The 23,034-nt window shown below is 57.7% G+C and carries 21 protein-coding genes; 11 read left to right on the top strand and 10 right to left on the bottom strand.

The features are described 5' to 3' along the window. Nucleotides 1-36 precede the first annotated feature (36 nt). Genes hemL through VGE55_RS11805 form a run of 3 tightly spaced genes read right to left on the bottom strand, consistent with a single transcriptional unit; the run spans nt 37 to nt 2,920 of the window. Nucleotides 37-1,320 (bottom strand): glutamate-1-semialdehyde 2,1-aminomutase, encoded by a 1,284-nt coding sequence (hemL, locus tag VGE55_RS11815; RefSeq protein WP_331131882.1) that lies wholly within the window; start codon nt 1,318-1,320, stop codon nt 37-39. After that, complete coding sequence (gene thiE / locus VGE55_RS11810) at nt 1,317-2,006, bottom strand: thiamine phosphate synthase (protein ID WP_331131881.1); 690 nt, start codon at nt 2,004-2,006, stop codon at nt 1,317-1,319. Before thiE ends, hemL begins: the two co-directional genes overlap by 4 nt. Then, nucleotides 2,003-2,920: a hydroxymethylpyrimidine/phosphomethylpyrimidine kinase gene (locus tag VGE55_RS11805; RefSeq protein ID WP_331131880.1), complete on the bottom strand. Its 918-nt coding sequence runs from the start codon at nt 2,918-2,920 to the stop codon at nt 2,003-2,005. The genes thiE and VGE55_RS11805 overlap by 4 nt, the downstream gene beginning before the upstream one ends. A 38-nt stretch (nt 2,921-2,958) precedes the next feature. Between VGE55_RS11805 and VGE55_RS11800 the strand changes: the two genes are divergently transcribed. Together VGE55_RS11800 and VGE55_RS11795 are read left to right on the top strand one after the other, a co-directional pair. Continuing rightward, nucleotides 2,959-3,123: a rubredoxin gene (locus tag VGE55_RS11800; RefSeq protein WP_256762774.1), complete on the top strand. Its 165-nt coding sequence runs from the start codon at nt 2,959-2,961 to the stop codon at nt 3,121-3,123. Nucleotides 3,124-3,132: 9 nt separating this feature from the next. Continuing rightward, nucleotides 3,133-4,494 (top strand): hypothetical protein, encoded by a 1,362-nt coding sequence (locus tag VGE55_RS11795; protein ID WP_331131879.1) that lies wholly within the window; start codon nt 3,133-3,135, stop codon nt 4,492-4,494. Here VGE55_RS11795 and arsS read toward each other — a convergent pair. Beyond that, a complete protein-coding gene (arsS, locus tag VGE55_RS11790) occupies nt 4,458-5,414 on the bottom strand; it encodes an arsenosugar biosynthesis radical SAM (seleno)protein ArsS (RefSeq protein ID WP_331131878.1) in 957 nt (318 codons plus the stop codon). The two genes, VGE55_RS11795 and arsS, sit on opposite strands and share 37 nt — an antisense overlap. A 132-nt stretch (nt 5,415-5,546) precedes the next feature. Between arsS and thiS the strand changes: the two genes are divergently transcribed. The 4 genes from thiS (at nt 5,547) to VGE55_RS11770 (ending at nt 9,093) form a co-directional block, all read left to right on the top strand. Continuing rightward, nucleotides 5,547-5,762, top strand: a complete 216-nt coding sequence (gene thiS, locus VGE55_RS11785; protein WP_414675018.1) for a sulfur carrier protein ThiS — start codon at nt 5,547-5,549, stop codon at nt 5,760-5,762. A 43-nt stretch (nt 5,763-5,805) separates the two neighbouring features. After that, entirely contained in the window at nt 5,806-6,612 is an 807-nt protein-coding gene (locus VGE55_RS11780; protein ID WP_331131877.1) for a thiazole synthase, read from the top strand. Continuing rightward, nucleotides 6,609-7,328, top strand: coding sequence for a tRNA (guanosine(46)-N7)-methyltransferase TrmB (gene trmB, locus VGE55_RS11775; protein WP_331131876.1), 720 nt, complete (start codon nt 6,609-6,611; stop codon nt 7,326-7,328). Before VGE55_RS11780 ends, trmB begins: the two co-directional genes overlap by 4 nt. 70 nt (nt 7,329-7,398) lie before the next feature. After that, nucleotides 7,399-9,093 carry a putative bifunctional diguanylate cyclase/phosphodiesterase gene (locus tag VGE55_RS11770; RefSeq protein WP_331131875.1) on the top strand — a complete coding sequence of 565 codons (1,695 nt, stop codon included), beginning with the start codon at nt 7,399-7,401 and terminating at the stop codon, nt 9,091-9,093. Here the strand turns inward: VGE55_RS11770 and VGE55_RS11765 are convergent. After that, the gene (locus tag VGE55_RS11765; RefSeq protein WP_331131874.1) at nt 9,066-9,899 is read right to left on the bottom strand and encodes an undecaprenyl-diphosphate phosphatase; all 834 of its coding nucleotides are present in this window, start codon (nt 9,897-9,899) and stop codon (nt 9,066-9,068) included. The two genes, VGE55_RS11770 and VGE55_RS11765, sit on opposite strands and share 28 nt — an antisense overlap. Nucleotides 9,900-9,998: 99 nt before the next feature. Between VGE55_RS11765 and nadB the strand changes: the two genes are divergently transcribed. Next, nucleotides 9,999-11,606, top strand: coding sequence for an L-aspartate oxidase (gene nadB / locus VGE55_RS11760; protein WP_331131873.1), 1,608 nt, complete (start codon nt 9,999-10,001; stop codon nt 11,604-11,606). Between the two features lie 29 nt (nt 11,607-11,635). Here the strand turns inward: nadB and nadC are convergent, their stop codons facing one another. Both nadC and nadA read right to left on the bottom strand, forming a co-directional pair. Beyond that, nucleotides 11,636-12,514 (bottom strand): carboxylating nicotinate-nucleotide diphosphorylase, encoded by an 879-nt coding sequence (gene nadC / locus VGE55_RS11755; protein WP_414675040.1) that lies wholly within the window; start codon nt 12,512-12,514, stop codon nt 11,636-11,638. Then, the gene (gene nadA / locus VGE55_RS11750) at nt 12,514-13,665 is read right to left on the bottom strand and encodes a quinolinate synthase NadA (protein ID WP_414675039.1); all 1,152 of its coding nucleotides are present in this window, start codon (nt 13,663-13,665) and stop codon (nt 12,514-12,516) included. Before nadA ends, nadC begins: the two co-directional genes overlap by 1 nt. Nucleotides 13,666-13,869: 204 nt before the next feature. Here nadA and VGE55_RS11745 point away from each other — a divergent pair, with 204 nt between their 5' ends. The 3 genes from VGE55_RS11745 (at nt 13,870) to VGE55_RS11735 (ending at nt 16,105) form a co-directional block, all read left to right on the top strand. Next, nucleotides 13,870-14,454 (top strand): hypothetical protein, encoded by a 585-nt coding sequence (locus VGE55_RS11745; RefSeq protein WP_331131871.1) that lies wholly within the window; start codon nt 13,870-13,872, stop codon nt 14,452-14,454. 93 nt (nt 14,455-14,547) lie between these two features. Beyond that, on the top strand, nt 14,548-14,877 hold the full coding sequence (locus tag VGE55_RS11740) for a hypothetical protein (protein WP_331131870.1): 330 nt from the start codon (nt 14,548-14,550) through the stop codon (nt 14,875-14,877). Nucleotides 14,878-14,923: 46 nt separating this feature from the next. Next, nucleotides 14,924-16,105: a CsgG/HfaB family protein gene (locus VGE55_RS11735; protein WP_331131869.1), complete on the top strand. Its 1,182-nt coding sequence runs from the start codon at nt 14,924-14,926 to the stop codon at nt 16,103-16,105. 534 nt (nt 16,106-16,639) lie between these two features. Here VGE55_RS11735 and VGE55_RS11730 read toward each other — a convergent pair. Both VGE55_RS11730 and thiC read right to left on the bottom strand, forming a co-directional pair. Next, nucleotides 16,640-17,956, bottom strand: coding sequence for a hemolysin family protein (locus VGE55_RS11730; protein ID WP_331131868.1), 1,317 nt, complete (start codon nt 17,954-17,956; stop codon nt 16,640-16,642). 250 nt (nt 17,957-18,206) lie between these two features. Then, entirely contained in the window at nt 18,207-20,123 is a 1,917-nt protein-coding gene (thiC, locus tag VGE55_RS11725; protein WP_331131867.1) for a phosphomethylpyrimidine synthase ThiC, read from the bottom strand. A gap of 291 nt (nt 20,124-20,414) precedes the next feature. On the opposite strand from thiC, the gene VGE55_RS11720 reads away from it, so the two are divergent. After that, entirely contained in the window at nt 20,415-20,978 is a 564-nt protein-coding gene (locus VGE55_RS11720) for a cob(I)yrinic acid a,c-diamide adenosyltransferase (protein ID WP_331131866.1), read from the top strand. Here VGE55_RS11720 and VGE55_RS11715 read toward each other — a convergent pair. Continuing rightward, a complete protein-coding gene (locus VGE55_RS11715) occupies nt 20,956-23,013 on the bottom strand; it encodes a recombinase (RefSeq protein ID WP_331131865.1) in 2,058 nt (685 codons plus the stop codon). The genes VGE55_RS11720 and VGE55_RS11715 overlap by 23 nt on opposite strands. Nucleotides 23,014-23,034 lie beyond the last annotated feature (21 nt).

Here is a 23,034-nt window from a genome sequence, read left to right as displayed (position 1 = left end):
AGCGAAATTTCTTCAACAACTCAGCATTCGCCCAGTTTAATTGTTCATCGACGCAAACGCCCTGTCCGCCGCTTGCCGCGTGGCCTCAATCACCGCATCGGTGTGGGTCACCGATACAAAGCCTGCTTCGTAAGCCGAGGGGGCCAGGTACACACCCTCATTCAACATGGCGTGGAAAAAGGTGTTGAAGCGGGCAATGTTGCCTTGGCCCACTTCTGCAAAGGTGGCAGGCACGGTATCGCTGAAGTAAATGCCAAACATGCCACCAATGCTGTCGGCACTGAAGGTTTCGCCGTGGGCTTTGGCCGCGCTGCTGAATGCCTCCACCAGCTTGCGGGTTTGCGTTTCCAGTGTGTTGTAAAAGCCGGGCTGTTGCAGCAGGCACAGGGTGGTGAGGCCCGCCGCCACCGCCACCGGGTTGCCACTCAAGGTACCCGCCTGGTACACGGGGCCCAATGGGGCAATGTGGCCCATGATGTCTTTGCGGCCGCCAAATGCACCCACGGGCATGCCGCCGCCAATGATTTTGCCCAGCGTGGTCAGGTCGGGCGTGATGCCAAAGTACCCTTGCACACCTTGTGGCCCCACGCGAAAACCGGTCATCACCTCGTCAAAAATCAGCACGGTACCGTGTTGCGTACACAGGTCGCGCAGGGTTTGCAAAAACTCGCGGGTAGGCTTCACCAAATTCATATTGCCCGCCACCGGCTCCACAATCACGCAGGCCAGCTGGTCACCACTGGCCTTGAACAATTCATGCAATTGCTCAATGTTGTTGTAGCTCAGCACGCGGGTGTGCTTTGCAAAATCCTCCGGCACACCGGCAGACGTGGGGTTGCCAAAGGTGAGCAAACCCGAGCCCGCTTTCACCAGAAGGCTGTCCGCATGGCCGTGGTAGCAGCCTTCAAATTTCACAATGGTGGGTCGGCCGGTGAAGCCCCGCGCCAGGCGAATGGCACTCATGGTGGCCTCGGTGCCCGAGCTCACCAAACGAACCTGCTCCAGCGAGGGCAACATGCTGCACAGGGTTTCGGCCATGATGATTTCCGCCTCGGTTGGCGCACCAAAACTCAGTCCGTTCACCGCAGCGTCTTGCACTGCCTTGATCACGTCCGGGTGGGCGTGGCCCAACACAGCAGGCCCCCACGAGCCAATGTAGTCGATGTACTGTTTGTCATCGGCATCCCATACATACGGGCCGCTGGCGCGCTGGAAAAAGCGGGGCGTACCGCCCACAGACCGGAAGGCCCGCACGGGCGAATTCACACCGCCCGGGATGGTTTTTTGGGCGCGCTCAAACAGGGCTTCATTGCGATTCATCGTGTACTGCTCCAATCTTCAAATTCATTCACCCAGTTGCGGGCGTTGTTTAATACATCCAGCGGCTTGGGCATGGCATCGGCACTGCCAAACAGCCCACCCACCACGGCAACCGCATCGGCACCCGCACTGCGCAACTCGGCGATGCGGTCCAAGTTGATGCCACCAATGGCCACGCGGGGCACATGCAGGGCGGCCGCCTGTTCAAAAAGATTTAGTGGGGCGTGCACGGCAAAAGGCTTGGTACCACTGGCATACACCGCACCAAAAGCCACATAATCCGCACCCTTTTTCACGGCCTGCTCAGCCAAATCGAATCGATTGTAACAAGACGCACCAATCAGCAGGCCAGCAGGCAGGTGTTGGCGGGCTGAATCCACCGGCTCGTCATCCTTGCCCAAGTGAATACCATCCACGCCATGCACCGGCCACAGCGACAAGGCTTCGGCGCTCGCATCGTTCACAATCAAGTGCGCAGAATAGGGCATGCACAGGTCGGCAAGGTCGGCCACAAACTCCACCAAAGCCTCTTCTTCCCAGTGCTTTTGGCGGCACTGAAACAAGCGAACACCACCCTCCAGCGCGGCTTGAACGGCATCCAGCACGGCTTGTCGGGTCCACAACCCTTGAACCTCGGGCGTGATGGCATACACACCCCGAATGACCCGTCGCGCAGTCATGTTCATTCATCGGCCTCCAGCTTGTCGATGGCTTCGGCCCATTGCTGCAGCAGGTGCATGCGGTCGGGAATGCGTTGCCCTTGGCCAATGGCAAATCCGTACTTCAGCGCCTGCCAGGTGTAGTCCAAGGCCAGGGCCACGGCATCGACGAGGGGCACGCCCTGTGCAAGGCCTGCCGCGCAGGCGCTGGCCAGCGTACAACCCGAACCGTGGTATTGGTGGGGCAAGCGCTCACAGGGATAAGCCTGCACACCCTCAGCTGTGTACAAGCGGTTGACCACCTGCTCACCCGCCATGTGCTCACCTTTCAACAGCACGGCTTTCACGCCCATGCCCAGCAAAGCCTGGGCTGCTGCGTCCGCCGTGTCGGCCCCGGTGAGCGCAACCGCCTCGGGCCAGTTGGGTGTCAGCAGATCGGTCACGGGCAGCAGGCTTTGCATCATGCATTCCCACAGGGCCGCGCTGGCCAGTGCGTCGCCCCGACCCGATGCGCGCACGGGGTCCACCACCAGCGGAACATCGGGATGCGCTGTCTTCAAAGCCACCACCGCCTCAACAGCAGCCACGCTGCCCAGCACCCCGGTTTTGATGGCATGGGGTACCACGCCATCGGCCAGCAGCGTGTCCAACTGAGCATGCAGCCAGTCGGGTGACACAGGCTCCATGCGCAACACGCCTACCGTGTTCTGCGCCGTCAAACCGGTCAACACCGTGATGGGGTGTGCCCCCAGGGCAGCCAGTGTCAAGGCATCGGCTTGCAGTCCTGCACCGCTGGTGGGGTCTGAGGCGGAAAAGGTGAATACGCTGGGCGTTTGAGGAGACATCGAAAACTCAAAAATGGACTGCAAGTGCGGTACAGGCCCGCCAAACTCAGTATTATCCACCGGTTGAAAAATTTTTTTGGCCTTCCGGGTTTGCATTCGCTGCATTCCTTGCATGGGGGCCCTGGAGCACACAAATGAACACATGGATTTGCTTGATTTGCGGATGGGTATACGATGAAGCCAAAGGCTTGCCAGAAGAAGGCATTGCACCGGGCACCAAGTGGGATGACGTGCCGCCCAACTGGGTCTGCCCAGAATGCGGCGCCCGCAAAGAAGATTTCGAGATGACCCAAATCTAAGACGGATCAATGACCGAACCGGCCAAAGCCCCTGTTCCTGACGAGTTCGCCGAACACGCTCCCACGCTGGTTCAATCTGCTTTCATCCGCAGGCTTGGTCATTTTGGCCTGGCCCTGTTGGCCACAGCCCTGTTGATTGCCATCGGGGCTGTCGCCATCCAATTCCAAACCCGCAACCACCAGTTGGCGCAAAGCCAACAGCTTCGAGCGATCGAGGCTCGGTTGAACGTGGAACTCAACCAATGGAATGCACGTTTATTGCCCGACAGCGGCACAGACAACGGCAATGATGTTCCACCCCTTGCACTGAAAGCACTGCTGCAGTTTGCCCAACAGATTAAACCCGATGCCATGCCCACGGGCATGGGCACGCTCTACCTTCAAAACCTTCAAAACCTGACCACACAAGCCATCGAAACCCTGTCCCGGCCTGTCTCTGGCATTAACTCCAGCAGCCTGGCACAAGCGCGGCAAGAGCAACAACTGCGGCTAGAAACCCTGCCGAAAATCACCGCCCTTGAACAGCACATTGAACATTCAGACAACGGCCTGCTGACCATGCTGTGGGTGTTGGCTGGACTGTGTGGTGCGGGGGCAACCGCACTGCTGTTGAAATGGTGGAGCCTGCGCACCGTGCATGCCCTTCAACAACGCATCCACATGCTGGGCAGGGCACTCAAGACCCAGGCAAACCAAGAAGCGCGACTGGACGGTGCACACGCCGCACTGGACGGCGTGTTGGCTGCGCTCAACAAAAACCAGCAACTGGAACACCGCGAAACCCTGCTGCAAATCGGACAGCAATTGGCCGAGTTAAAACACAGTGGCCATGCGGTACTTGAGTTCGCCAAGGCTTTTCATCAGCTTTCCACACAAGGCACCCAAGTGGCCAAAACCGCCTTGACCAGCGAGCAGCGCAACACCCGTGCTGAAAGCCACGTCGACATGATGCAAAGCCAGTTGGAAGGCCTGCGGAACGACATCCGCACAGCGGCCCAAGGCCTGCGAAAAGCGGGTGAAGTGAGTCGGCAATTGCTGGGGCGTCTGGACGGCAGTCAGCTGGAGCTCAGCCTGTCAGAGCCTGATCGCAGCCAGCAACTTCAGCAACTGGTTGAACAAAGTCAACTGGCCCTGAAAGAGGCCATTGAAGGCCTGGTGCTGGCCAGCCAGAAAATCAACATGGGTCAGATTGAAAGCCACAAACTGGCGGAATTCATGGCCCTGAACCAAACGGCCTGGACGAATTTGCTGGGTCAAATCGAGCAGTACACAGAGGCCGCCTCCAAAGACTCCGAACAGGCGCTGCAACTGGCCAAACGGCTGATTCAAAGCAGTCAAGCGGCCAAGGCACCACCGCAACTGCTGCCCTGACCAGCCGTACAACCGTAGCAATGCTCACCCACAATCACCTTAATGTCGTCCAGTGCATGCTGGCTTAAAGACGCCAGCGTGAGTGCCCGGCCTTGGGCATCGCGAACAGGCCAGCGCAGCTGCTGGTTGAAATCGCAGTCGTACAACACCCCCTCATAGTCCACCGACACAAGGCTGCGGCACATCACAGCGGCCAGATTGTCTTCCCGATAAGCACCCTTGAGGGTGTTAAGGTAGGTATCGAACGTGCCTTTGCTCACCAAGGTGCTGCCAAAGCGGGCAATCGGCATGTTGGTGATGGTCACCAAGCGGTTGAACACCACACCAAATTTCTCAAACAACACACGCTTGTAGTCGGCCTCCAGGCTTTGCTGGGGCGGCGGCAGCACCGGGCCCTGCGGGTTGAACACCAAATTCAAAGGCAACGCATCGCCATAGCCCAAGGCATTCAATTGCAACAAACCGCGAATGCTGGCATCAAACACCCCTTTGCCCCGCTGGCGGTCCACATTGTCTTCGAGGTAACACGGCAGTGAGGCATAAACCTCAACGCCGTGGTCTGCCAAAAACCGGGCCAAGTCTTCATAACCGGGCTCGCACAAAATCGTGAGGTTGCACCGGTCAATCACATGCACGCCCGCTTGTCTTGCCGCACGGACCAACCGTTTGAAGCGCGGGTTCATTTCAGGTGCGCCGCCGGTCAAGTCGAGGTTTTTGACCCAACCCTGTTGCATCAGTGCTATCAGTTGGTCAATCTGCTCGTCCTGCATCAACTCGGTTCGCTTGGGGCCTGCATCCACATGGCAATGGGTACAGCTTTGGTTGCACAGGTAACCCAGGTTGACCTGCAGGGTTTCCAGATTCAAACGTTTGACTGCGGGAAATTGGGTGGACTTCAACAAATGAACAACTGAATGCATGGGTGCTCCGGAATGCGGTTGCGCGGTGAGATAATTTCAACGGTGGCTTCAGCACACCCGGTGCTGTTGCCAAACTGTGTTGAAATATTCATCGCGATAACCATCTTAGCAAAATTCCAGCCCTTGCCTGCCATGCCTTCAAGCTTGATTTCAATCGCCGTCAATGGTCAAACACAGGAAGTACCGGAAGGGTTCACCATCAGTTCGCTGCTGGAGCGCCTAGAGTTACAGGGCAAACGCATTGCAGTGGAAATGAATGGCGACATCGTGCCCAAAAGCCAACATGCGCACACCGTGCTATTGGCTGGTGCACAACTTGAAATTGTGGTGGCTGTGGGTGGCGGCTAATACGCTGTTCACACGCCCGCCTTTGACCTCAGGAGCAGTACCCATGAACACATCCGCACCCGACACCTGGCAGGTTGGTGACCGCACATTCACCAGTCGTTTGCTGGTGGGCACCGGCAAATACGCCAGCCTGGAACAAACCCGCGAGGCCATCACCGCCAGTGGTGCCCAAATTGTGACGGTGGCCATTCGCCGCACCAACATCGGCCAAACCGCTGGCGAGCCCAGCCTGCTGGACTACCTGCCGCCCAGTCAGTTCACCTACCTGCCCAACTCCGCCGGCTGCTACACCGCCGCCGATGCGGTCCGCACGCTGCGCCTGGGCCGGGAACTGCTGGACGGTCACAACCTCTGCAAACTGGAGGTGTTGGGCGACCCCACCAACCTCTACCCCGACATGGAAGAAACCCTCGTGGCCGCCAAAACCCTGGTGGCCGATGGTTTTGATGTCATGGTTTATTGTTCAGACGACCCCATCTACGCCCGCAAGCTGGAAGACGTGGGTTGCAAAGCCATCATGCCGCTGGCATCACTCATCGGCTCGGGCATGGGCATACTCAACCCCTGGAACATCCACCTCATTCTGGAAAAAGCACAAGTGCCGGTGATTGTGGACGCGGGTGTGGGCACCGCATCCGATGCAGCCATCGCCATGGAAATGGGCTGCGCGGGCGTGCTCATGAACACGGCCATTGCGAAGGCCCAAAACCCCGTGGCCATGGCCAATGCCATGCGCTTGGCCACCGAAGCCGGTCGGCAAGCCTTCCTGGCGGGTAGAATGCCGAAAAAGTTTTACACCGCCAGCCCCTCCTCCCCCGTGGAAGGGGTGATTCAATCCAGCGCCAAATGAACCCAGAAGCCACCACGCCCGACGACGACAACCCGTTTCGCAACAAGCACATCCGCAGTTTCGTCAAACGGCGGGGCCACATTTCCAGGGCACAGGAACGCGCTGTTGAAGAGGGCATGCCCAAATGGGGCCTGGTCTACGGCAAAACACCCATCGCATTCGAGCAGGTGTGGGGCCGCAGCGGCGCACCCAACTGGCTTGAAATTGGTTTTGGCATGGGCGAAACCACCGCCACCATCGCGGCAGCGCACCCCCACGTGAATTACCTCGGTGTCGAAATTTACACGGCTGGTGTGGGTTCGCTCTTGAAAAAAATCGAGGAACAAGGCCTGCAGAATATCCGCATCATTTCTCATGATGTGGTGGAGGTGTTGGCCGACATGATTCCCGATGGCAGCCTGGACAAAGTGCTGCTCTACTTTCCCGACCCCTGGCGCAAAAAGAAGCACCATAAGCGCCGATTGATTCAACCCGAGTTTGTGGCCAAACTGGCGCTCAAAATGAAACCGGGTGGTGTGTTGCATTGCGCGACCGACTGGGAAAACTACGCCCAGCACATGCTCGAGGTGTTGGAAAATGCGCCCGACTGGCAAAACATGAACGGCACAGGCTATTCCCCACGGCCCGACGACCGCCCACTGACCAAATTTGAAAACCGCGGCCTGAAACTGGGCCATGGCGTTTGGGACCTGCTCTACAGCCGACGCACAGCCTGACCCGCTTGCGGGATGCAAGGCATCCGGTGGGTTTGGTCTAATCGGTGAGGTCGTTTCCCTGTCCTCACCCATGCACAAGCCGCCCGATCAAGTTGCCCCTCCAGCGCTCGGCACTCGACGAACCCTGGTGTATTGCCTGCTACCCCTGATGTTGGGCATGGGCGCCGCCTATTGGATGGCCTTTCAATGGCTGGTCACTGGGGTGATGGACTCTGACCCAGGCCTGTCGGTTAACCGAAGTTCCACGCATTGGCTGGAAATGCTTGCGCTGTGTGCCTTCGTGGCCTTGCTCAGCATATTCACCTCCCGCTGGATTAACCGGGTGGTGGTGCAACCGCTTCAACAATTAAACGAGCAAGCCCACGCTGTGATCCAAAACCCGGCCCACTGGCAACCCATGCCCAGCCCGGTGCGTGAAATTGTGGAGCTGCAGAATAGCTTCATCCGCTTGGGCCTCGAACTGCAGGAGCGTGAGCAGCAAATTCGCCAGACTGCTTACCACGACCCGTGGACGGGTTTGGCCAATCGGGCCTATTTGTTGCTAGCCCTGCGAGAGCGCATTGAACAAGCCCGAGAGCCCGTCACCGTCGTGACCTGGAGCATCGACAATTTCGATGGCATACAGGAAGTGTTGGGCTATGAACTTGCCCAACAGTTGATCAAAAAAGCAGCCCGCAAAGCACGCCTTCTCTGTACCGACCACATTGTGCTGGCCAAACTCGAGGGGCCGTTGTTTGGTGCCCTGGTGCCAACATCGGTTTACCCCACAAACAATGCTTTGGAGCGCATGCTGCAGTCCACTGTTCGCATTCGGGAACATGCATTGGCGGTAGAGGCCCGTGCAGGCGTGGCCCATTACCCCACCCATGGTCAGCATGCCGAAGACCTGCTGCGCGATGCCGAGATTGCACGACAATTCGCCCAGAAAGCCCGCCGCCGTGTCATCGAATTTGACCAACGCATGGCCGCAAGGTCTGCAGCACGCGTTGCCCTGATTGGAGAATTGAAGGCCGCCATCCAGGGCGAACAATTTTGTCTGCACTTTCAGCCCAAGCTCAACCTGCGCACCAACAACATCAACCAGGCGGAAGTGCTCATCCGCTGGAACCACCCGGAGCGCGGCTTGATCGCCCCAGGCGGCTTCATCGAGCTGGCCGAGCAAACCGGACTCATCCGGGACATCACCCGCTGGGTGCTTCACGAGGTCTATCGCTTGACACCACTGTGCTTGCGGCAAAACCTCAAACTCTCCATGAATTTATCGGCTGTTGACCTGGAAGACCCAGGCTTGCTGGAATTCTGCAAAGGCCTACACAGCAGCCGGCCTGAGGGCGCACGACACATCACATTGGAAATTACTGAAAGTGCCGCCATGAAAAACCCCGATCAGGCCCTGGAGTTGTTGACCGGGTTGGCTGAACTGGGTTTTCAGATTGCGATTGATGATTACGGCACGGGCTACTCGTCGCTGGCCTACCTGCGGCGCTTCCCGGTCACCGAACTCAAGATTGACCGTTCACTGGTTCAAGGTGCTGACCTCGACAGCGACAGCCAGATCATTCTGGAGTCCACCATCCAGATGGGACACACCATGGGCTTGGTGGTCACCACCGAGGGCGTGGAGCACGACGCCGAATTTGAAGTCGTCCGCAAACTTGGCGTAGACTATGTGCAAGGTTTCTGGCTGTCACGCCCCATGCCTTACGAGGAGTTTCGCTTGAAACACCTCGTCGGGAATCACGACCAGTTGACCCAACCCATGTGAGCCGTGGCCAAAATCAGGATGCCAAATGCAATCCGATACCAGGCGAAAGGCTTGAAGTCATGGCGCGACACATACTGCAACAGCCAACGCACACACACATACGCGCTGATGAAACTGGTCACCGAACCCACCACAAACAGCGGCAAATCGGCGGCACTCAAAATGTGACGGGCGCCCCACAACTCGTAAAGTGAAGCCGCCAACATCACGGGCATGGCCAGCAAAAACGAAAACTGTGTGGCCGCCATGCGACTCATGCCCAGCCACAAACTCCCAATGATGGTCGCCCCCGAACGCGACGTACCCGGAATCAAGGCCAGGGCCTGAAGAAACCCGACCTTCAGCGCCAACAGCGGTGAAATCGCATCCACTTCCAGCACCTTGGGGCTGTGGCCTGGCCGACGCACCCAGCGCTCCACCACCAAAATCACCACGCCACCCACAATAAAACTGGTGGCCACCACGGTGGGCGTGAACAAAGCCGCTTTGATGTGTTTACCAAACAGCAAACCAATGACTGCTGCCGGCAAGAAAGCCAAAATCATGTTGATGGTAAAACGGTTGGCCACCGGGTCACGCCCCAAGCCCTTCAGCGTGGACAGCACGCGCTGCTTGTACTCCAACACCACCGCCAAAATGGCTGCCAGCTGAATCACGACCTCAAAAACCGAGGCAGTGGCCGGGTTAAAACCAATCACATCGGCAGTCAAAATCAAATGCCCGGTCGACGACACGGGCACAAACTCGGTCAAACCTTCGACCACACCCATCACCGCAGCCTTGCCCAGCAACAGCCAATCCCACATGTTGAAATCCCTTCCCGAATTGAGAGCCCCCGCATCATATCAGCGCCGCGCTTCGATATGATGGCAGCATGACCGTTCATTGAAAGCAGCACCCCCGTCATGAAACAATTCGACGTCGCCATCATCGGCAGTGGCCTGGCTGGCCTGACCACCGCCCTGCAGTTGGCCGACAAACTGAAAGTCGCCATCATTTGCAAACGCTCCGTCTCTGAGACCGCCAGCCGCTGGGCGCAGGGCGGCATTGCAGCCGTGCGTGACCCGGCCGACAGCGTGGCCGAGCACGTGCAAGACACCCTGGTGGCTGGTGGTGGTCTGTGCGAGCGGGACTCGGTTCAATACATTCTGGAAAATGCATCATCCGCCATCGACTGGCTGGTGGCGCAAGGTGTGCCTTTCTCCCGGGAAGACGACAACGACGGCACCTATTCGGAGCCCAACGGCTTTCACCTGACCCGTGAAGGTGGCCACAGCCGCCGACGCATATTGCATGTGGCGGATGCCACCGGCGACGCCGTTCAGACCACGCTGGAAGCCCAAGTGCGCAAGCACCCCAACATCCAGCTGTTCGAACACCACATGGTGATCGACCTCATCACTGGCGATCGGCTCAATGAAAAAAAGGCGGGCATTCTGGGTGCCTACGTGCTGGACGAAAACACGCAGCGCGTGCTCACCCTCACCTGCCCCTACATTGTGTTGGCCTGCGGTGGCGCGGGCAAAGTGTACAACTACACCACCAACCCCGACACCGCCACGGGCGACGGCATTGCCATGGCATGGCGGGCGGGTTGCCGCATCGCCAACATGGAGTTCATCCAGTTCCACCCCACCTGCCTGTACCACCCTTACGCAAAAAGCTTCCTGATTACCGAAGCAGTGCGGGGTGAAGGCGGGGTATTGAAGCTGCCAGACGGCACCCGCTTCATGCCTGAACACGACGAGCGTGCCGAGTTGGCACCCCGAGACGTGGTGGCCCGCGCCATCGACTTTGAAATGAAAAAGCGCGGTCTGGACTGTGTGTATCTCGACATCAGCCACGAGCCCGCCGAGAAACTGAAAAAGCACTTCCCCACCATTTACAAGCGCTGCCTTGAGCTGGGTATCGACATCACCCAACAAGGCATCCCCGTGGTGCCCGCCGCCCACTACACCTGCGGCGGCGTTGTCACCGACTTCAATGCGCGCACGGACATTCCCGGCCTGTATGCCGTTGGCGAAACCGCCTACACCGGCCTGCACGGTGCCAACCGCCTGGCCAGCAACAGTCTGCTGGAATGCGTGGTCATGGGGCAAGCGGCTTCAGCCCACATCTTGAGCAAACCCAACCGCGAAACCATGGAATTGCCCGAGTGGGATGAAAGTCGCGTTACCGACCCCGATGAAGAAGTGGTGATTTCGCACAACTGGGCCGAGTTGCGCCAAACCATGTGGAACTATGTGGGCATTGTCCGAACCGACAAGCGCCTGGAGCGTGCCCAGCATCGCATCAAACTGCTGCGGGACGAAATCACCGAGTTCTACAGCCACTTCCGCGTCAGCCGTGACTTGCTGGAATTGCGCAACCTGGTGGATGTGGCCGACTTGATTGTGACCAGCGCCCTGAACCGGAAGGAAAGCCGCGGCTTGCATTTCAGTGCAGACTACCCAGGCACCCTGCCCCGCGCGTTTCCAACCGTGCTGCAACGGCCCAAGAAGAAGTCAAACTAAGCTGCTTGACACCCGCATCAGCGGTGCGATCAATCCTGCACACGCAGGGAGAAATCCACCGCCTGAATGTCCTTCGTCAATGAACCAATCGAGATGCGGTCCACACCCGTCTCGGCAATGGCACGCACGGTGGTCTCATTCACGCCACCCGAGGCTTCCAGAATGGCGCTGCCTGCTGTCATGGCAACAGCATCCCGCATCATCTGCAAATCGAAGTTGTCCAGCAACACCGACTTGGCTCCGCCATTCAGGGCTTCCTGCAACTCGGCCAGGCTCTCCACCTCGATCTGAACACTCACCTGCGACGAGGCAATGCTGTGCGCCTGCTTCAGCACCGCAGCAATGCCGCCAGCTGCGGCAATGTGGTTTTCCTTGATCAAAATGCCGTCATACAGGGCCAAGCGCTGGTTTTCACCGCCGCCCACACGAACTGCATACTTTTGCGCAAGGCGCATGCCGGGCAAGGTTTTGCGGGTGTCCAGAATGGCAGCGTTTGTGCCCTCCACCAACTTCACAAAATGCCGAGTACGGGTGGCCACTGCACTCAGCAACTGCAGGTAATTCATGGCAGGGCGCTCAGCGGTTAGTAATGGCCGCGCCATGGCCTCAATCTCGCACACCACCGTGTTGGCGGCCACCTCGGCACCCTCAGTCACCGTCCAATGAATCTGCGCATCGGGACACAAAGCCCGAAACACTTCAGTAAACCAATCCTGTCCACACACAATGGCCTGGTCACGGCACAACAGGCGCGCTGTGCAGCGCTTGCCTTCCGGCACCAACAGACCGGTCCAATCGGTGTTGCCCAAATCCTCCGCGATGGCGTCGTGCACATTCTTCATCAGCGCCAATTCAAGGGCTGGGCCAAACGAGCGGAACAGCTCAGAGCGTGTTGTCGAAGCATCCATCATGCTGGCCCCACCCCTTGGTGCGCCTGCTCCAGGCGCCCCTGTCCTCGCGGACCGGAGATGCCGTGGGTTTTTGCAAAGTCCAGCATGCGGTCTATGCAGCGGTAGGCTTGCTGCCCCAATGCGGGCTCCACATGCACCTCACCAACGCCCGTGTCAAAGCCGGTTTTCAACACATCGCGCAGGTTCGCCAAGCCATTCATGGCCATCCATGGGCAATGCGCGCAGCTTTTGCAGGTGGCAGAATTGCCTGCTGTGGGGGCTTCAATCAGGGTTTTGTCGGGCGCAAACTGGCGCATTTTGTGCAAAATGCCGTTGTCGGTGGCCACAATGTAGGTATCAACGCCAGGGGTTTGCGTGGCGCGAATCAACTGCGTGGTCGAACCCACCACATCGGCCAATGCCACCACCTCTTGGGGTGACTCCGGGTGAACCAGTACCAAAGCATTCGGATACTGCGCCTTCAGCATTTTCAGTTCTTCGGCTTTGAACTCATCGTGTACCAGGCAACTGCCCTGCCACAGCATCATGTCCGCACCGGTTTGGCGCTGGATGTACTGCCCCAGGTGACGGTCAGGCGCCCACAGTATTTTTTTCCCCTGTGCATGCAAGTGGTCCACAATGTCCAAGGCAATGCTGGAGGTCACCATCCAGTCTGCACGGGCCTTTACCGCCGCGCTGGTGTTGGCATACACCACCACAGTCCGGTCTGGGTGCTGGTCGCAAAACGCCGCAAACTCCTCGGCAGGGCAACCCAAATCCAGTGAGCAGGTGGCATCCAGATCGGGCATGAACACCCGCTTTTCAGGGTTCAGTATTTTGCTGGTCTCGCCCATGAAGCGTACGCCAGCCACCACCAGGTTCTGATGAGCGCTTTCTCGGCCAAAACGCGCCATTTCCAGGGAATCAGACACACAGCCACCGGTCTCTTCAGCCAAGTCCTGCAGCTCAGCATCCACGTAATAGTGAGCAACCAAGACAGCATCACGCGCCTTCAGCAAGGCTTTGATTTCAGCCTTCAACGCTGCTTTTTCCTCGCCCGAAGGTTGGGCGGGTACCCGTGCCCATGCCTGAGAAGGTTTGCAACTGGCAGCCGGGTTGCCCTGCGTGGGCAGGTCAAATTCCACAGGTTTGATTTCGATGGTGTCCACAACAGCTCGCGAGGTTTTCACAAGCCCTCCAGTTTACTCCCTTGATGGGGGATTGTCCCGCGATTGCAGACCGGACGGATATTCCGAACTTTTTAGACAATGCGTCCACTCAACCGAAGCATTCTTGCGATTTTTCCCGCTGTCATACAGCGGACTTCCCAGACGGCCTTATTGGGGCTATTGATCCAACCCAGGAGAACTTTTATGAAGAAAACCGCCATCGCAGCATCGTTGTTGACAGCGCTGTTGTCCATCCACACCGGCGCATCGGCAACCTGCACCGGCACCACCTGCAGCAGCGACATTTCTGCTGAAGTCGACTTCGGTGCCAGCTATTACCTGAGCCCCAACCACAACGGCATCATCATCCAGAAAAACACAGGCAGCAACGTGTCCAATGTTGATCTGCGCAACGTGGTCATCACCAACAATGGCACCCTGACTGCCGACTCCACCTCCGTTGGCAACAACGTAAACGTGGAAGTGAACATTGGCGCGACTGTGCCTGTGCGTCATGTAAGCCAAAGCAATTACGGCGACCAGGTGGCCCTGGTGACAGCCAACCAACTGGGTGGTTCCAAGCCCGGTGAAGTCACCCTGAGCGCATCGGCCATCGGCAACAACTTCGGTTACACCGCCACAGGTACAAGCTTGGCCGAGTTGTCCGTGGCCCAGTGCAACGTTGGCGACAACCTGGCCAGCGTCATGTTCAATTACGACCCATCCAAGTTGTCCGCCAGCGCCATCTCTGTGGGTAACAACATCTCTGTTCGCGGCGTAAAGCCCTGATTCAGTGAATTGAACTTTTCCGCCACTTCGTCAACTCACAGTCTGGTTGGCCTCGTGGCGGATTACGCAACCAACGCTTTTGGAGATAGCACCATGAAAAAAACAATACTGACCCTCGCCTTGCTGCCCTTGGCCAATCTGGCCATGGCCGCTGTGACCTTTGAGGGTAACCCCAGCGCCATTGAAACACCACTGGGCATGAACAGCGTGACCGACATCGACTCGACCGTCGCATCGCGTCGAGATTCCAATTTCAACCGCGTGCAGGTTCAATCTCCTGGTTACGGATTTGCAGCAACCGCCATCGGCAACCTGATCAATGTAGAGGCCATGGGCAACAACAACACCATCACCATTTACGCCACCCAGGTTAACAGCGGCTCACAACGCGCCAGCCTGAGTTCGCTGGGTGAAGGCAACTGAGCCTTTGCCAACTGACCAACATACATTTCAAGTTTATAGGTTAATCATGCTCCGCCCACTGCCCGTCCAACGTTGTTTGCTGGCCCTTTTCGCCGTGTCGGCCACGGCCTGTACCACGGTGCCCTCATTCAGCAATTCTCAGTATGTCAACCCGCTGGATGGCGCAAACGTGGTTGAAAACAGCACCCGTTACAGCAAATCGCTGGAATGCCTCAAGCCCCTGTTGGCCTCCAGAGCAGCCTCCAGCAAACGGTATGCAGTGGGGCGTGTCAACGACTTCTCGGGTAAAGAGGACCTCACCAATGGCAAACGCTTAACACAAGGCGCGGCGCTGATGGTGATTTCCGCATTGAGCAAAACCGGCGTTCCCATGGTTGAACGGTTTGATACTTCGATTGCCGACATGGAACTGAAGTACGCTGACAACAAGTTGATTACCGACAACCCAGACACCAAAGAGCATCGCCGCATCTTTTCGGGCTCCTTGCCCGGGTCGGACTACCACATTGTGGGTGGCATTACCGAGGTGAACTACAACATCAAAAGTGGCAGTATCGACTCTTCCATCCGGTTTCTGGGTTTGGGTGCACGTTACTTCGTAATGGACGTGGCAGTTGACCTTCGTTTGGTCAACACCAAGACCCTCGAAATCGTCAACACACAGAGCTTACAAAAGCAAATCATCGGCACTGAATTGAGTGGGGGATATTTCCGCCTTTTCAGCGATGGTTTGGTGGACATCAACGCTGCAGAACGTACGCAAGAACCCATTCAGAAAGGCGTCCGGATGGTGATTGAACAGGCCGTGTTCAATATGTTGACCCAAGTCAACAACGTTTCTGCAAGCCAATGTGCCCGTTTGTCTTCGCTCAACCCCGCTGACCTGCCACCCGCCAATTCAGCGGTTAAGGCAACCACCAGCGCCGCGCCAGCGCCGCGACAGGCTGCAGCACCACTCAACCTGGACAACACAACCAGCGTAGGCAACACCGGCCGTGAAAGCGTGATGATCGACCCACAAACCGGCGAGGTGGTGCCCTTGGGCGCAATACCCAGCACGCAGCTTGCGCGCCCGGCGCCCGTCAGCAGCGAACCGGCTGGGCAGGAAGTGAAACAATTGAACGGTTTGTTTGGACCACCCGGCTTGCCTTCCGACGCAGCCAATGCCAACAACAACCGAGCCATGCAGGAAAAGTTGTTGTACGGATCTCGACCAGAATTGCGCTAATTCGGCAACCCACTTCGGTGGGTTGTTTGCTTTTTGGTTACACAGATAGCCCGTGTCTGTTTATTGCCCTCAAGCAACACCGGCAGCCCGTGCCGAACGCCCCCCGAAATGTAAAGGTTGCCCCGCGCTTTCGAACAGTCCCGAGAACTCGCCACTGCGTGGCTCAAACATCTCGGTCCGTGTGTTCGAATGCCGTGCGGGTCAAACCGATCGGGGGGCTAACTGTTCGGCGCCGGGCATACCGGCATTGCCGGGGGCTCGGTGCAGGCGGCCTGCGCGGTTCACCTCCCCTGCAGCGACAGTCAGGACAATCTGCAAAACCGTGACAAGCAGGCGCGGTGGGCCAAGCTCAGCGAGCTGGCCCAGAGGTCGATTTCCCGACCGTCTCTTTTGGAGGGTCGACCTCAGCGATCGCGAGGCTCAGGTTTTGAACAACAGATTGGCCGTCGCCAAGGGGTGTGACCGTGGAGGTCCGCATGAGAAAAGTCCACAAACAAAAACGCCCCGGCGAACCGAGGCGCTTGTAGACACCCATCAACCATCCGTGGTGTCTGAAGCATCCTCAGTGACTTCCGGCACACGGCTGGCCAATATCTTGTCGATCCGCTTTTCGTCCATGTCCACCACTTCAAAGCGCCAACCTTCCCACTCGGCCACATCGCCAGTGTTGGGCAAGCGCCCCATCAGCAACATGATCATGCCGCTCAAGGTGTGGTATCGGCCCTTCTCTTCTTCGGGCACTGCTTTCATTTCCAGCGTGTCTTTCAGCTCGTGGATCGCAATGGCACCGTCCAGCAACCAGGAACCATCTTCACGTTGCACGGCCCACGCATCTTCCACGTTGCGCGGCTTGAATTCGCCCGTGAGCGCTTCCATCAAATCGTGCAGCGTCACAATGCCTTCAAGTTCGCCGTATTCATCAATCACAAAGGCAATGTCCATGCTGTTGCTGCGGAACTGCTCCAGCAATTCCATGCCAGTCAGGGTCTCCGGCACAAACACACAAGGCTGCAGGTTGTTCACGAAGTCTGGCAATTTGCCCTGCGCTGCATAGGCCAGCGCTTGCTTGGCATGAATCACACCCAGCAATTTGTCGGGTGAGCCATCACACACCGGAAAGCGCGAATATTCCGACTCAATCACCCGCTTCAGGTTTTCTTCCTGCGGCAAGCGCACATCCAGAAACAACACATCTGAACGCGGGATCATCAACGAGCCCAGCTGACGGTCATCCAAGCGAAACACGTTGCGCAGCATGGTGTGTTCGGTTTGCTCAATGGCGCCCGACACACTGCCCTCGTCGAGCATGGCGTGAATTTCTTCTTCGGTCACGCCACTGTCGGTGTTTTCTTTCACGCCCATCAAACGCAACAGGCCGCGTGTGGAATAGGTCAGCAACAGCACAAAGGGCCGGGTTGCCACGGCCAGCACCTGCATGGGCCGAGCCGCCGTGCGTGCAATCGACTCGGGGCTTAGCTGCCCCAACCGCTTGGGCACCAACTCACCCACCACAATGGCCACGTAGGTGACCAACACCACGGCGATGGCGGTGGACGATACCGAGGCCACACTGGCCTCAACGCCCAGGCTTTGCATCCATTGCGACAGGGGCTTGGCCAGCACGGCTTCACCCACGATACCGCTCAGCACGCCGATCGAGGTGATGCCAATCTGAATGGTGGAGAGGAATTTGGTGGGGTCTTCACCCAGTTTCAAAGCCACTTCGGCCGAAGAATCGCCATCGGCAGCCAGTTTGGCCAAACGGGCCTTGCGGGCGGTGACCAATGCAATTTCCGACATGGCGAACACGCCATTGAGCACAATCAAACCCAGCAGAATCAGCACGTCCATGTGCAGTCTCCGGTGTGGGTCCGCGTCGGTATTTGGGTGGGGAATTCGAGAAAAAACAGGGGGTTGAAGTGCGAGTCACTTCGACAACTGGGACTGTCCATAAAGGGTCGGGAAGGCGTGATCGATGATCAGACAAACACCCGAATTACTCCTGATGATAAAAAAACACCGCCCAATGCTACAAAGCAATGCGGGCGGTGTCAAATTTGTGCCGAAAAAACCGGCACTTAGTGTTGATTGAGGGCTGAAATTACTGCTGGTGATACACCTTGGCGCCGGTTTTGATGAACTCAATGGATTTTTCTTCCATGCCCTTGTTCAAGGCCTCTTTCTCGCTCACCCCCAGTTTTTCCGCATATTCGCGCACGTCCTGCGTGATTTTCATGGAGCAAAAATGCGGACCGCACATGGAACAGAAGTGCGCCACTTTCATGCTCTGCTTGGGCAGGGTTTCGTCGTGGAATGCGCGGGCTGTGTCTGGGTCCAGGCCAAGGTTGAACTGGTCTTCCCACCGGAACTCAAATCGGGCCTTGGACAAGGCATTGTCGCGAATTTGCGCACCGGGATGGCCTTTGGCCAAGTCGGCTGCATGCGCCGCAATTTTGTAGGTGATGATGCCGTCCTTCACGTCCTTTTTGTTGGGCAATCCCAGGTGTTCCTTCGGCGTGACGTAGCACAGCATGGCACACCCATACCAGCCAATTTGCGCAGCGCCGATGCCACTGGTGATGTGGTCGTAACCGGGTGCAATATCGGTGGTCAGCGGGCCAAGCGTGTAAAACGGCGCTTCATGGCATTCCTTCAGCTGAATGTCCATGTTCTCTTTGATGAGCTGCATCGGCACATGGCCGGGGCCTTCAATCATGACCTGCACATCGTGCTTCCAGGCAATTTGGGTCAGCTCGCCCAGTGTGCGCAACTCGCCCAGTTGGGCTTCATCGTTGGCATCGTAAATAGAACCTGGGCGCAGGCCATCGCCCAGCGAGAAGCTCACGTCGTAAGCCTTCATGATTTCGCAGATGTCTTCAAAGTGCGTGTACAAGAAGTTTTCTTTGTGGTGGGCCAGGCACCACTTCGCCATGATGGAACCACCACGGCTCACAATGCCCGTCATGCGGTTGGCGGTGAGTGGCACATACTGCAAACGCACGCCCGCATGGATGGTGAAGTAGTCCACGCCCTGCTCCGCTTGTTCAATCAGGGTGTCGCGGAAAATTTCCCAGGTCAGGTCTTCGGCCTTGCCGTTTACTTTTTCCAGTGCCTGGTAAATGGGCACAGTGCCGATCGGCACCGGGCTGTTGCGCAAAATCCATTCGCGGGTTTCGTGAATGTGCTTGCCGGTGGACAAATCCATCACGGTGTCGCCACCCCAGCGGATGGACCAGGTCATTTTTTCAACCTCTTCGCCAATGGACGACGACACGGCCGAGTTGCCGATGTTGGCGTTGATTTTCACCAGGAAGTTGCGGCCGATGATCATCGGCTCCAGCTCTGGGTGGTTGATGTTGGCGGGAATGATGGCGCGGCCACGGGCAATTTCATCACGCACAAATTCGGGTGTGATTTGCTCGGGAATGGCAGCGCCAAAGGACTGACCCTTGTGCTGCTGCAACAGCAACTGGGCCATTCGCTCGCCCGTTTTTCCGCCCTGGGTTTTCAGGCTGTCGATGTATTCCTGACGGCGCATGTTTTCACGAATGGCCACGTATTCCATTTCCGGCGTGATGATGCCTTGGCGCGCATAGTGCATCTGGCTCACATTCTTGCCGGCTTTGGCACGGCGGGGCTTGCGGGTCAGGTTAAACCGCAGCTCGGCCAGTTTGGGGTCGTTCAAGCGCTCAATGCCGTAATGCGATGTGGGGCCATTCAGCACCTCTGTGTCGGCACGTTCTTCAATCCAGTTGGCGCGAATGGGCGCCAGGCCAGAGCGAATGTCGATGCGGACATTGGGGTCGGTGTATGGGCCAGAGCAGTCGTACACATAAATCGGCGGGTTCTTCTCGCCACCAAACGCCGTGGGCGTGTCGTCCTGCGTGATTTCGCGCATGGGCACTTGAATGTCGGGGCGAGAACCCTGCACATACACTTTGCGGGAATTTGGCAAGGGCTGGATGGCGGCCTCATCAACCTTGGCCGTGGCTGCGAGGAAATCGGGATTGGCGTTCATGGGCACTCCTGAAGAAACCGGGACGCAGGTTCAACTGCAAAGGCATGCGTGCCAGAAGAGTGCTCAAGGCGTGGGCGAAAACAACCGCCAGCCTGTTGGAACCGCTTCCTGCGAACAGCATTACCTGCACAGGTGTGAGGGTTTTTCTCACCCGGCAACCGATTTGCCAGGACCCCTGCGTTAAACTCAAAGTATAGGCTTGAAGTGCGCTCAATGGACTCAGGGTTGTCCACAAGCGCCCTTGTTTTTGTTCGTTTATTTGGGTCACCACACCGAGGCAGTACACACAGCATGGGCAACAGACTTTCCAGCATCACCACCCGCACCGGCGACGACGGCACCACTGGCCTGGCCGATGGCAGCCGGCTTTCCAAAAAAGACCTGCGCGTGCATGCCATGGGCGATGTGGATGAGTTGAACTCGCACCTGGGCCTGCTGCTCACAGAGCCCTTGCCCGAGCCGCTGGGCACCGAGATTACCCGCATTCAGCATGACCTGTTCGACCTGGGCGCTGCGCTGTGCATGCCCGGTTTTGATGTGTTTCCCGACACCGCCGTGGCTCGGCTGGACACCCTGATCGCTGAATTCAACAAACCCCTGGCTCGGCTGGAAGAATTCATTCTGCCCGGTGGCAGCAGGGCAGCGGCTTACGCACACATTGCCCGCACCGTGTGTCGCCGGGCCGAGCGCGTGGTGGTGGACTTGAAAAGCCATGAAGACGTGCCGGAAGAACTGTTGCTCTACCTCAACCGCCTGTCAGACTTTCTGTTTGTGGCAGCCCGGTGGATTCACCACCAGGCTGGCGTGCAAGACGTGCAATGGAAAAAAGGCTTCAATCGGCCTTCTCAGGCTTGATGCTGGTTGCCACATCCACCACTGGCTGCGGGCGCGGCGGGTAGAAAAAATCCCGGGGCCGTTTTAAAAAACGCCGGCCCAAACCGCCGGCCAACTTGATCACCTCCCGACGGCGCACGCCACGGGCTTTCAAAGCGGTGTAAAAGGCCAAGCTAAAACTCACCGCGAGGTTGGTGAGCCCAATGGCCACAGCCGTGCCCGCATACAGCGCCACTTCCCATGGGCTTAAGCCAAAGCCTTGCGCCTCCATGGCATAGGCCAGGTTGGCCGATGAGAAAGTGATGTGCCGAATGTCGATGGGCAACCCCAACAGAAAGCCCACAAAGCCCGCCGAGCCCAGCATGCAACCGAACAAAAAATTACCCGCCAGTGCCCCCGTGTTGTTCACCAAATAATTGGCCAGGCGATTTAAGCGCGCCACCCCAAGCAAGCGGCGCAACCAGGGCACCTTGCGCAAGCGGTCTGGAATGCGGTGGTACATGCTGAGGTTGTCGTAATAGCCCGAGATGATGCCCGCCAAAAATAGGAATACACCAGCAATGGCAGCGTGGGGAATGGCACCGGACATCACCGGGTTTAACTCCAGCAGCATGGTCTCGCTCTTTTCCAGAGAAATGGGCGAATGCCCCAACACCGCCGTGCAGGCCAACGCAATCAGCAAGGCCGATAAAAACGCCAGCAGCATATTGCCCAATATCGCCACAAACTGCGTGCGGGCCACTTGCACCACCAACTCCACCACGCGGTCAATGCTGGTCAGCCGGCCATTGGTTGAGTCGAGCGCAGCGGCAATGCGGGCTGCCGTCATGGCGGGCTGCTTGGTTGCAATCGTGAAATGCAACAAATGGATGATGACAAAACCAAGGCCGTAGTTGAGGCTGAACAGCACCGCCTCCCACAGTGGGGGCACATGCCAGGACGCCATCTGCGCCTTGATGAGCGACAGCGCACCCACAATGACACCGGCACCGATGGCAGCCTTGGCCATTTGCCAGTACTCTGCCGGTGTTTCTGTGGCGTACTTTTCACCGGTTTTGCTGGCATGCTCCGTCACACGCACAGCCAGTTTGTCCGTCAAACTGGTCCACAAGTCACTCAGGGAATGCTTTCGGTTTTCCTCGCGCACCAGCGTCGCAAAAAATTCAGTGGACTTGTTTAAGCGGCTGTCGCACGGCAACACACCCACCAGCTTCAGCAACTGGCGCATGCGTCCAATCGATTGTTCCAAACGAATCAGAATAAGGCTCAAGGTCACCGAGGTGCCCTGAACGCGAGCCTGTCCATGCGCTTTGCGGATGTAATCCATACACTGGTCCAGCAGCACATCGAGGTGGTCTGCCAAACGGTCCAAGGTCTGGCCGTGGGTCATGGCCTGGTGGGCCTGTGCCACCACCTGTCGCAGCTCCAGGTGCTGCTCGACAAAGGGGGTGGTGGTGCGGTCCGCAGCATCCAGACACCGGGTGAACTCGGACTCAACACCCAGCGAGGCCACACGGACCGCCAACAGCTCCAGTGCTTCCAGCATTTCGCGTTGTACCCCGCTCCACACTGGCAAACCGGGTTGATCCCAATTCATCAGCGACACCAATCGCTTCCAATGCTCAGGACGGATTTGTTCAACCCATTCATGGTCGGTGGTTTTGTCAAACAGCAAACCCAAGGTTTCACGCAGGGTTTTGTCTTCCACGGTGGCGGGCAGCAGGCGTTGGAACAACCTGTTTTTCATGGCTTGCCCAAAGGTTTCGTTGCCCAGAATACCCAACTCGGCAAACGTGTAGCGGTACCGGCGTTCGGTCAAAAACTGCTCCAGGTACGCCTTCACCTGCCGACGCAAATCAACGTCCGCCGTCAAGGTGTCCAGCAACAGGGTACAGCGGCGATCGAGCTCAAAGTGTGAGCCCAAAGCGTCATGACGCAACCACACCACCAAGTGATGCAGCGGCTGAATGGCCGCATCATGCCCGGGCTCGGCCACCATTCCGCTCAGGATGGTGCGCAGGGACTGCAAAATATTCACGTTGCTGGTGTTCGGCATGCAGCCTCCGCAGAAGAGGCC

Origin of the sequence: Limnobacter sp. (assembly GCF_036405155.1) — a bacterium.
Lineage (GTDB): Bacteria > Pseudomonadota > Gammaproteobacteria > Burkholderiales > Burkholderiaceae_B > Limnobacter.
This window is presented reverse-complemented; position numbering and strand designations above follow the sequence as displayed.

Bases quoted from the DNA above. Each gene is read 5' to 3' on its own strand.
- VGE55_RS11780 (WP_331131877.1), top strand. From the start codon at position 5,806: ATGAACACATCCGCACCCGACACCTGGCAGGTTGGTGACCGCACATTC.
- VGE55_RS11770 (WP_331131875.1), top strand. From the start codon at position 7,399: ATGCACAAGCCGCCCGATCAAGTTGCCCCTCCAGCGCTCGGCACTCGA.
- arsS (WP_331131878.1), bottom strand. From the start codon at position 5,414: ATGCATTCAGTTGTTCATTTGTTGAAGTCCACCCAATTTCCCGCAGTC.
- VGE55_RS11765 (WP_331131874.1), bottom strand. From the start codon at position 9,899: ATGTGGGATTGGCTGTTGCTGGGCAAGGCTGCGGTGATGGGTGTGGTC.
- VGE55_RS11745 (WP_331131871.1), top strand. From the start codon at position 13,870: ATGAAGAAAACCGCCATCGCAGCATCGTTGTTGACAGCGCTGTTGTCC.
- VGE55_RS11795 (WP_331131879.1), top strand. From the start codon at position 3,133: ATGACCGAACCGGCCAAAGCCCCTGTTCCTGACGAGTTCGCCGAACAC.
- thiE (WP_331131881.1), bottom strand. From the start codon at position 2,006: ATGAACATGACTGCGCGACGGGTCATTCGGGGTGTGTATGCCATCACG.
- thiS (WP_414675018.1), top strand. From the start codon at position 5,547: ATGCCTTCAAGCTTGATTTCAATCGCCGTCAATGGTCAAACACAGGAA.
- VGE55_RS11730 (WP_331131868.1), bottom strand. From the start codon at position 17,956: ATGGACGTGCTGATTCTGCTGGGTTTGATTGTGCTCAATGGCGTGTTC.
- nadB (WP_331131873.1), top strand. From the start codon at position 9,999: ATGAAACAATTCGACGTCGCCATCATCGGCAGTGGCCTGGCTGGCCTG.
- VGE55_RS11800 (WP_256762774.1), top strand. From the start codon at position 2,959: ATGAACACATGGATTTGCTTGATTTGCGGATGGGTATACGATGAAGCC.
- trmB (WP_331131876.1), top strand. From the start codon at position 6,609: ATGAACCCAGAAGCCACCACGCCCGACGACGACAACCCGTTTCGCAAC.
- nadC (WP_414675040.1), bottom strand. From the start codon at position 12,514: ATGGATGCTTCGACAACACGCTCTGAGCTGTTCCGCTCGTTTGGCCCA.
- VGE55_RS11805 (WP_331131880.1), bottom strand. From the start codon at position 2,920: ATGCAAACCCGGAAGGCCAAAAAAATTTTTCAACCGGTGGATAATACT.
- VGE55_RS11740 (WP_331131870.1), top strand. From the start codon at position 14,548: ATGAAAAAAACAATACTGACCCTCGCCTTGCTGCCCTTGGCCAATCTG.
- hemL (WP_331131882.1), bottom strand. From the start codon at position 1,320: ATGAATCGCAATGAAGCCCTGTTTGAGCGCGCCCAAAAAACCATCCCG.
- thiC (WP_331131867.1), bottom strand. From the start codon at position 20,123: ATGAACGCCAATCCCGATTTCCTCGCAGCCACGGCCAAGGTTGATGAG.
- VGE55_RS11720 (WP_331131866.1), top strand. From the start codon at position 20,415: ATGGGCAACAGACTTTCCAGCATCACCACCCGCACCGGCGACGACGGC.
- VGE55_RS11715 (WP_331131865.1), bottom strand. From the start codon at position 23,013: ATGCCGAACACCAGCAACGTGAATATTTTGCAGTCCCTGCGCACCATC.
- VGE55_RS11735 (WP_331131869.1), top strand. From the start codon at position 14,924: ATGCTCCGCCCACTGCCCGTCCAACGTTGTTTGCTGGCCCTTTTCGCC.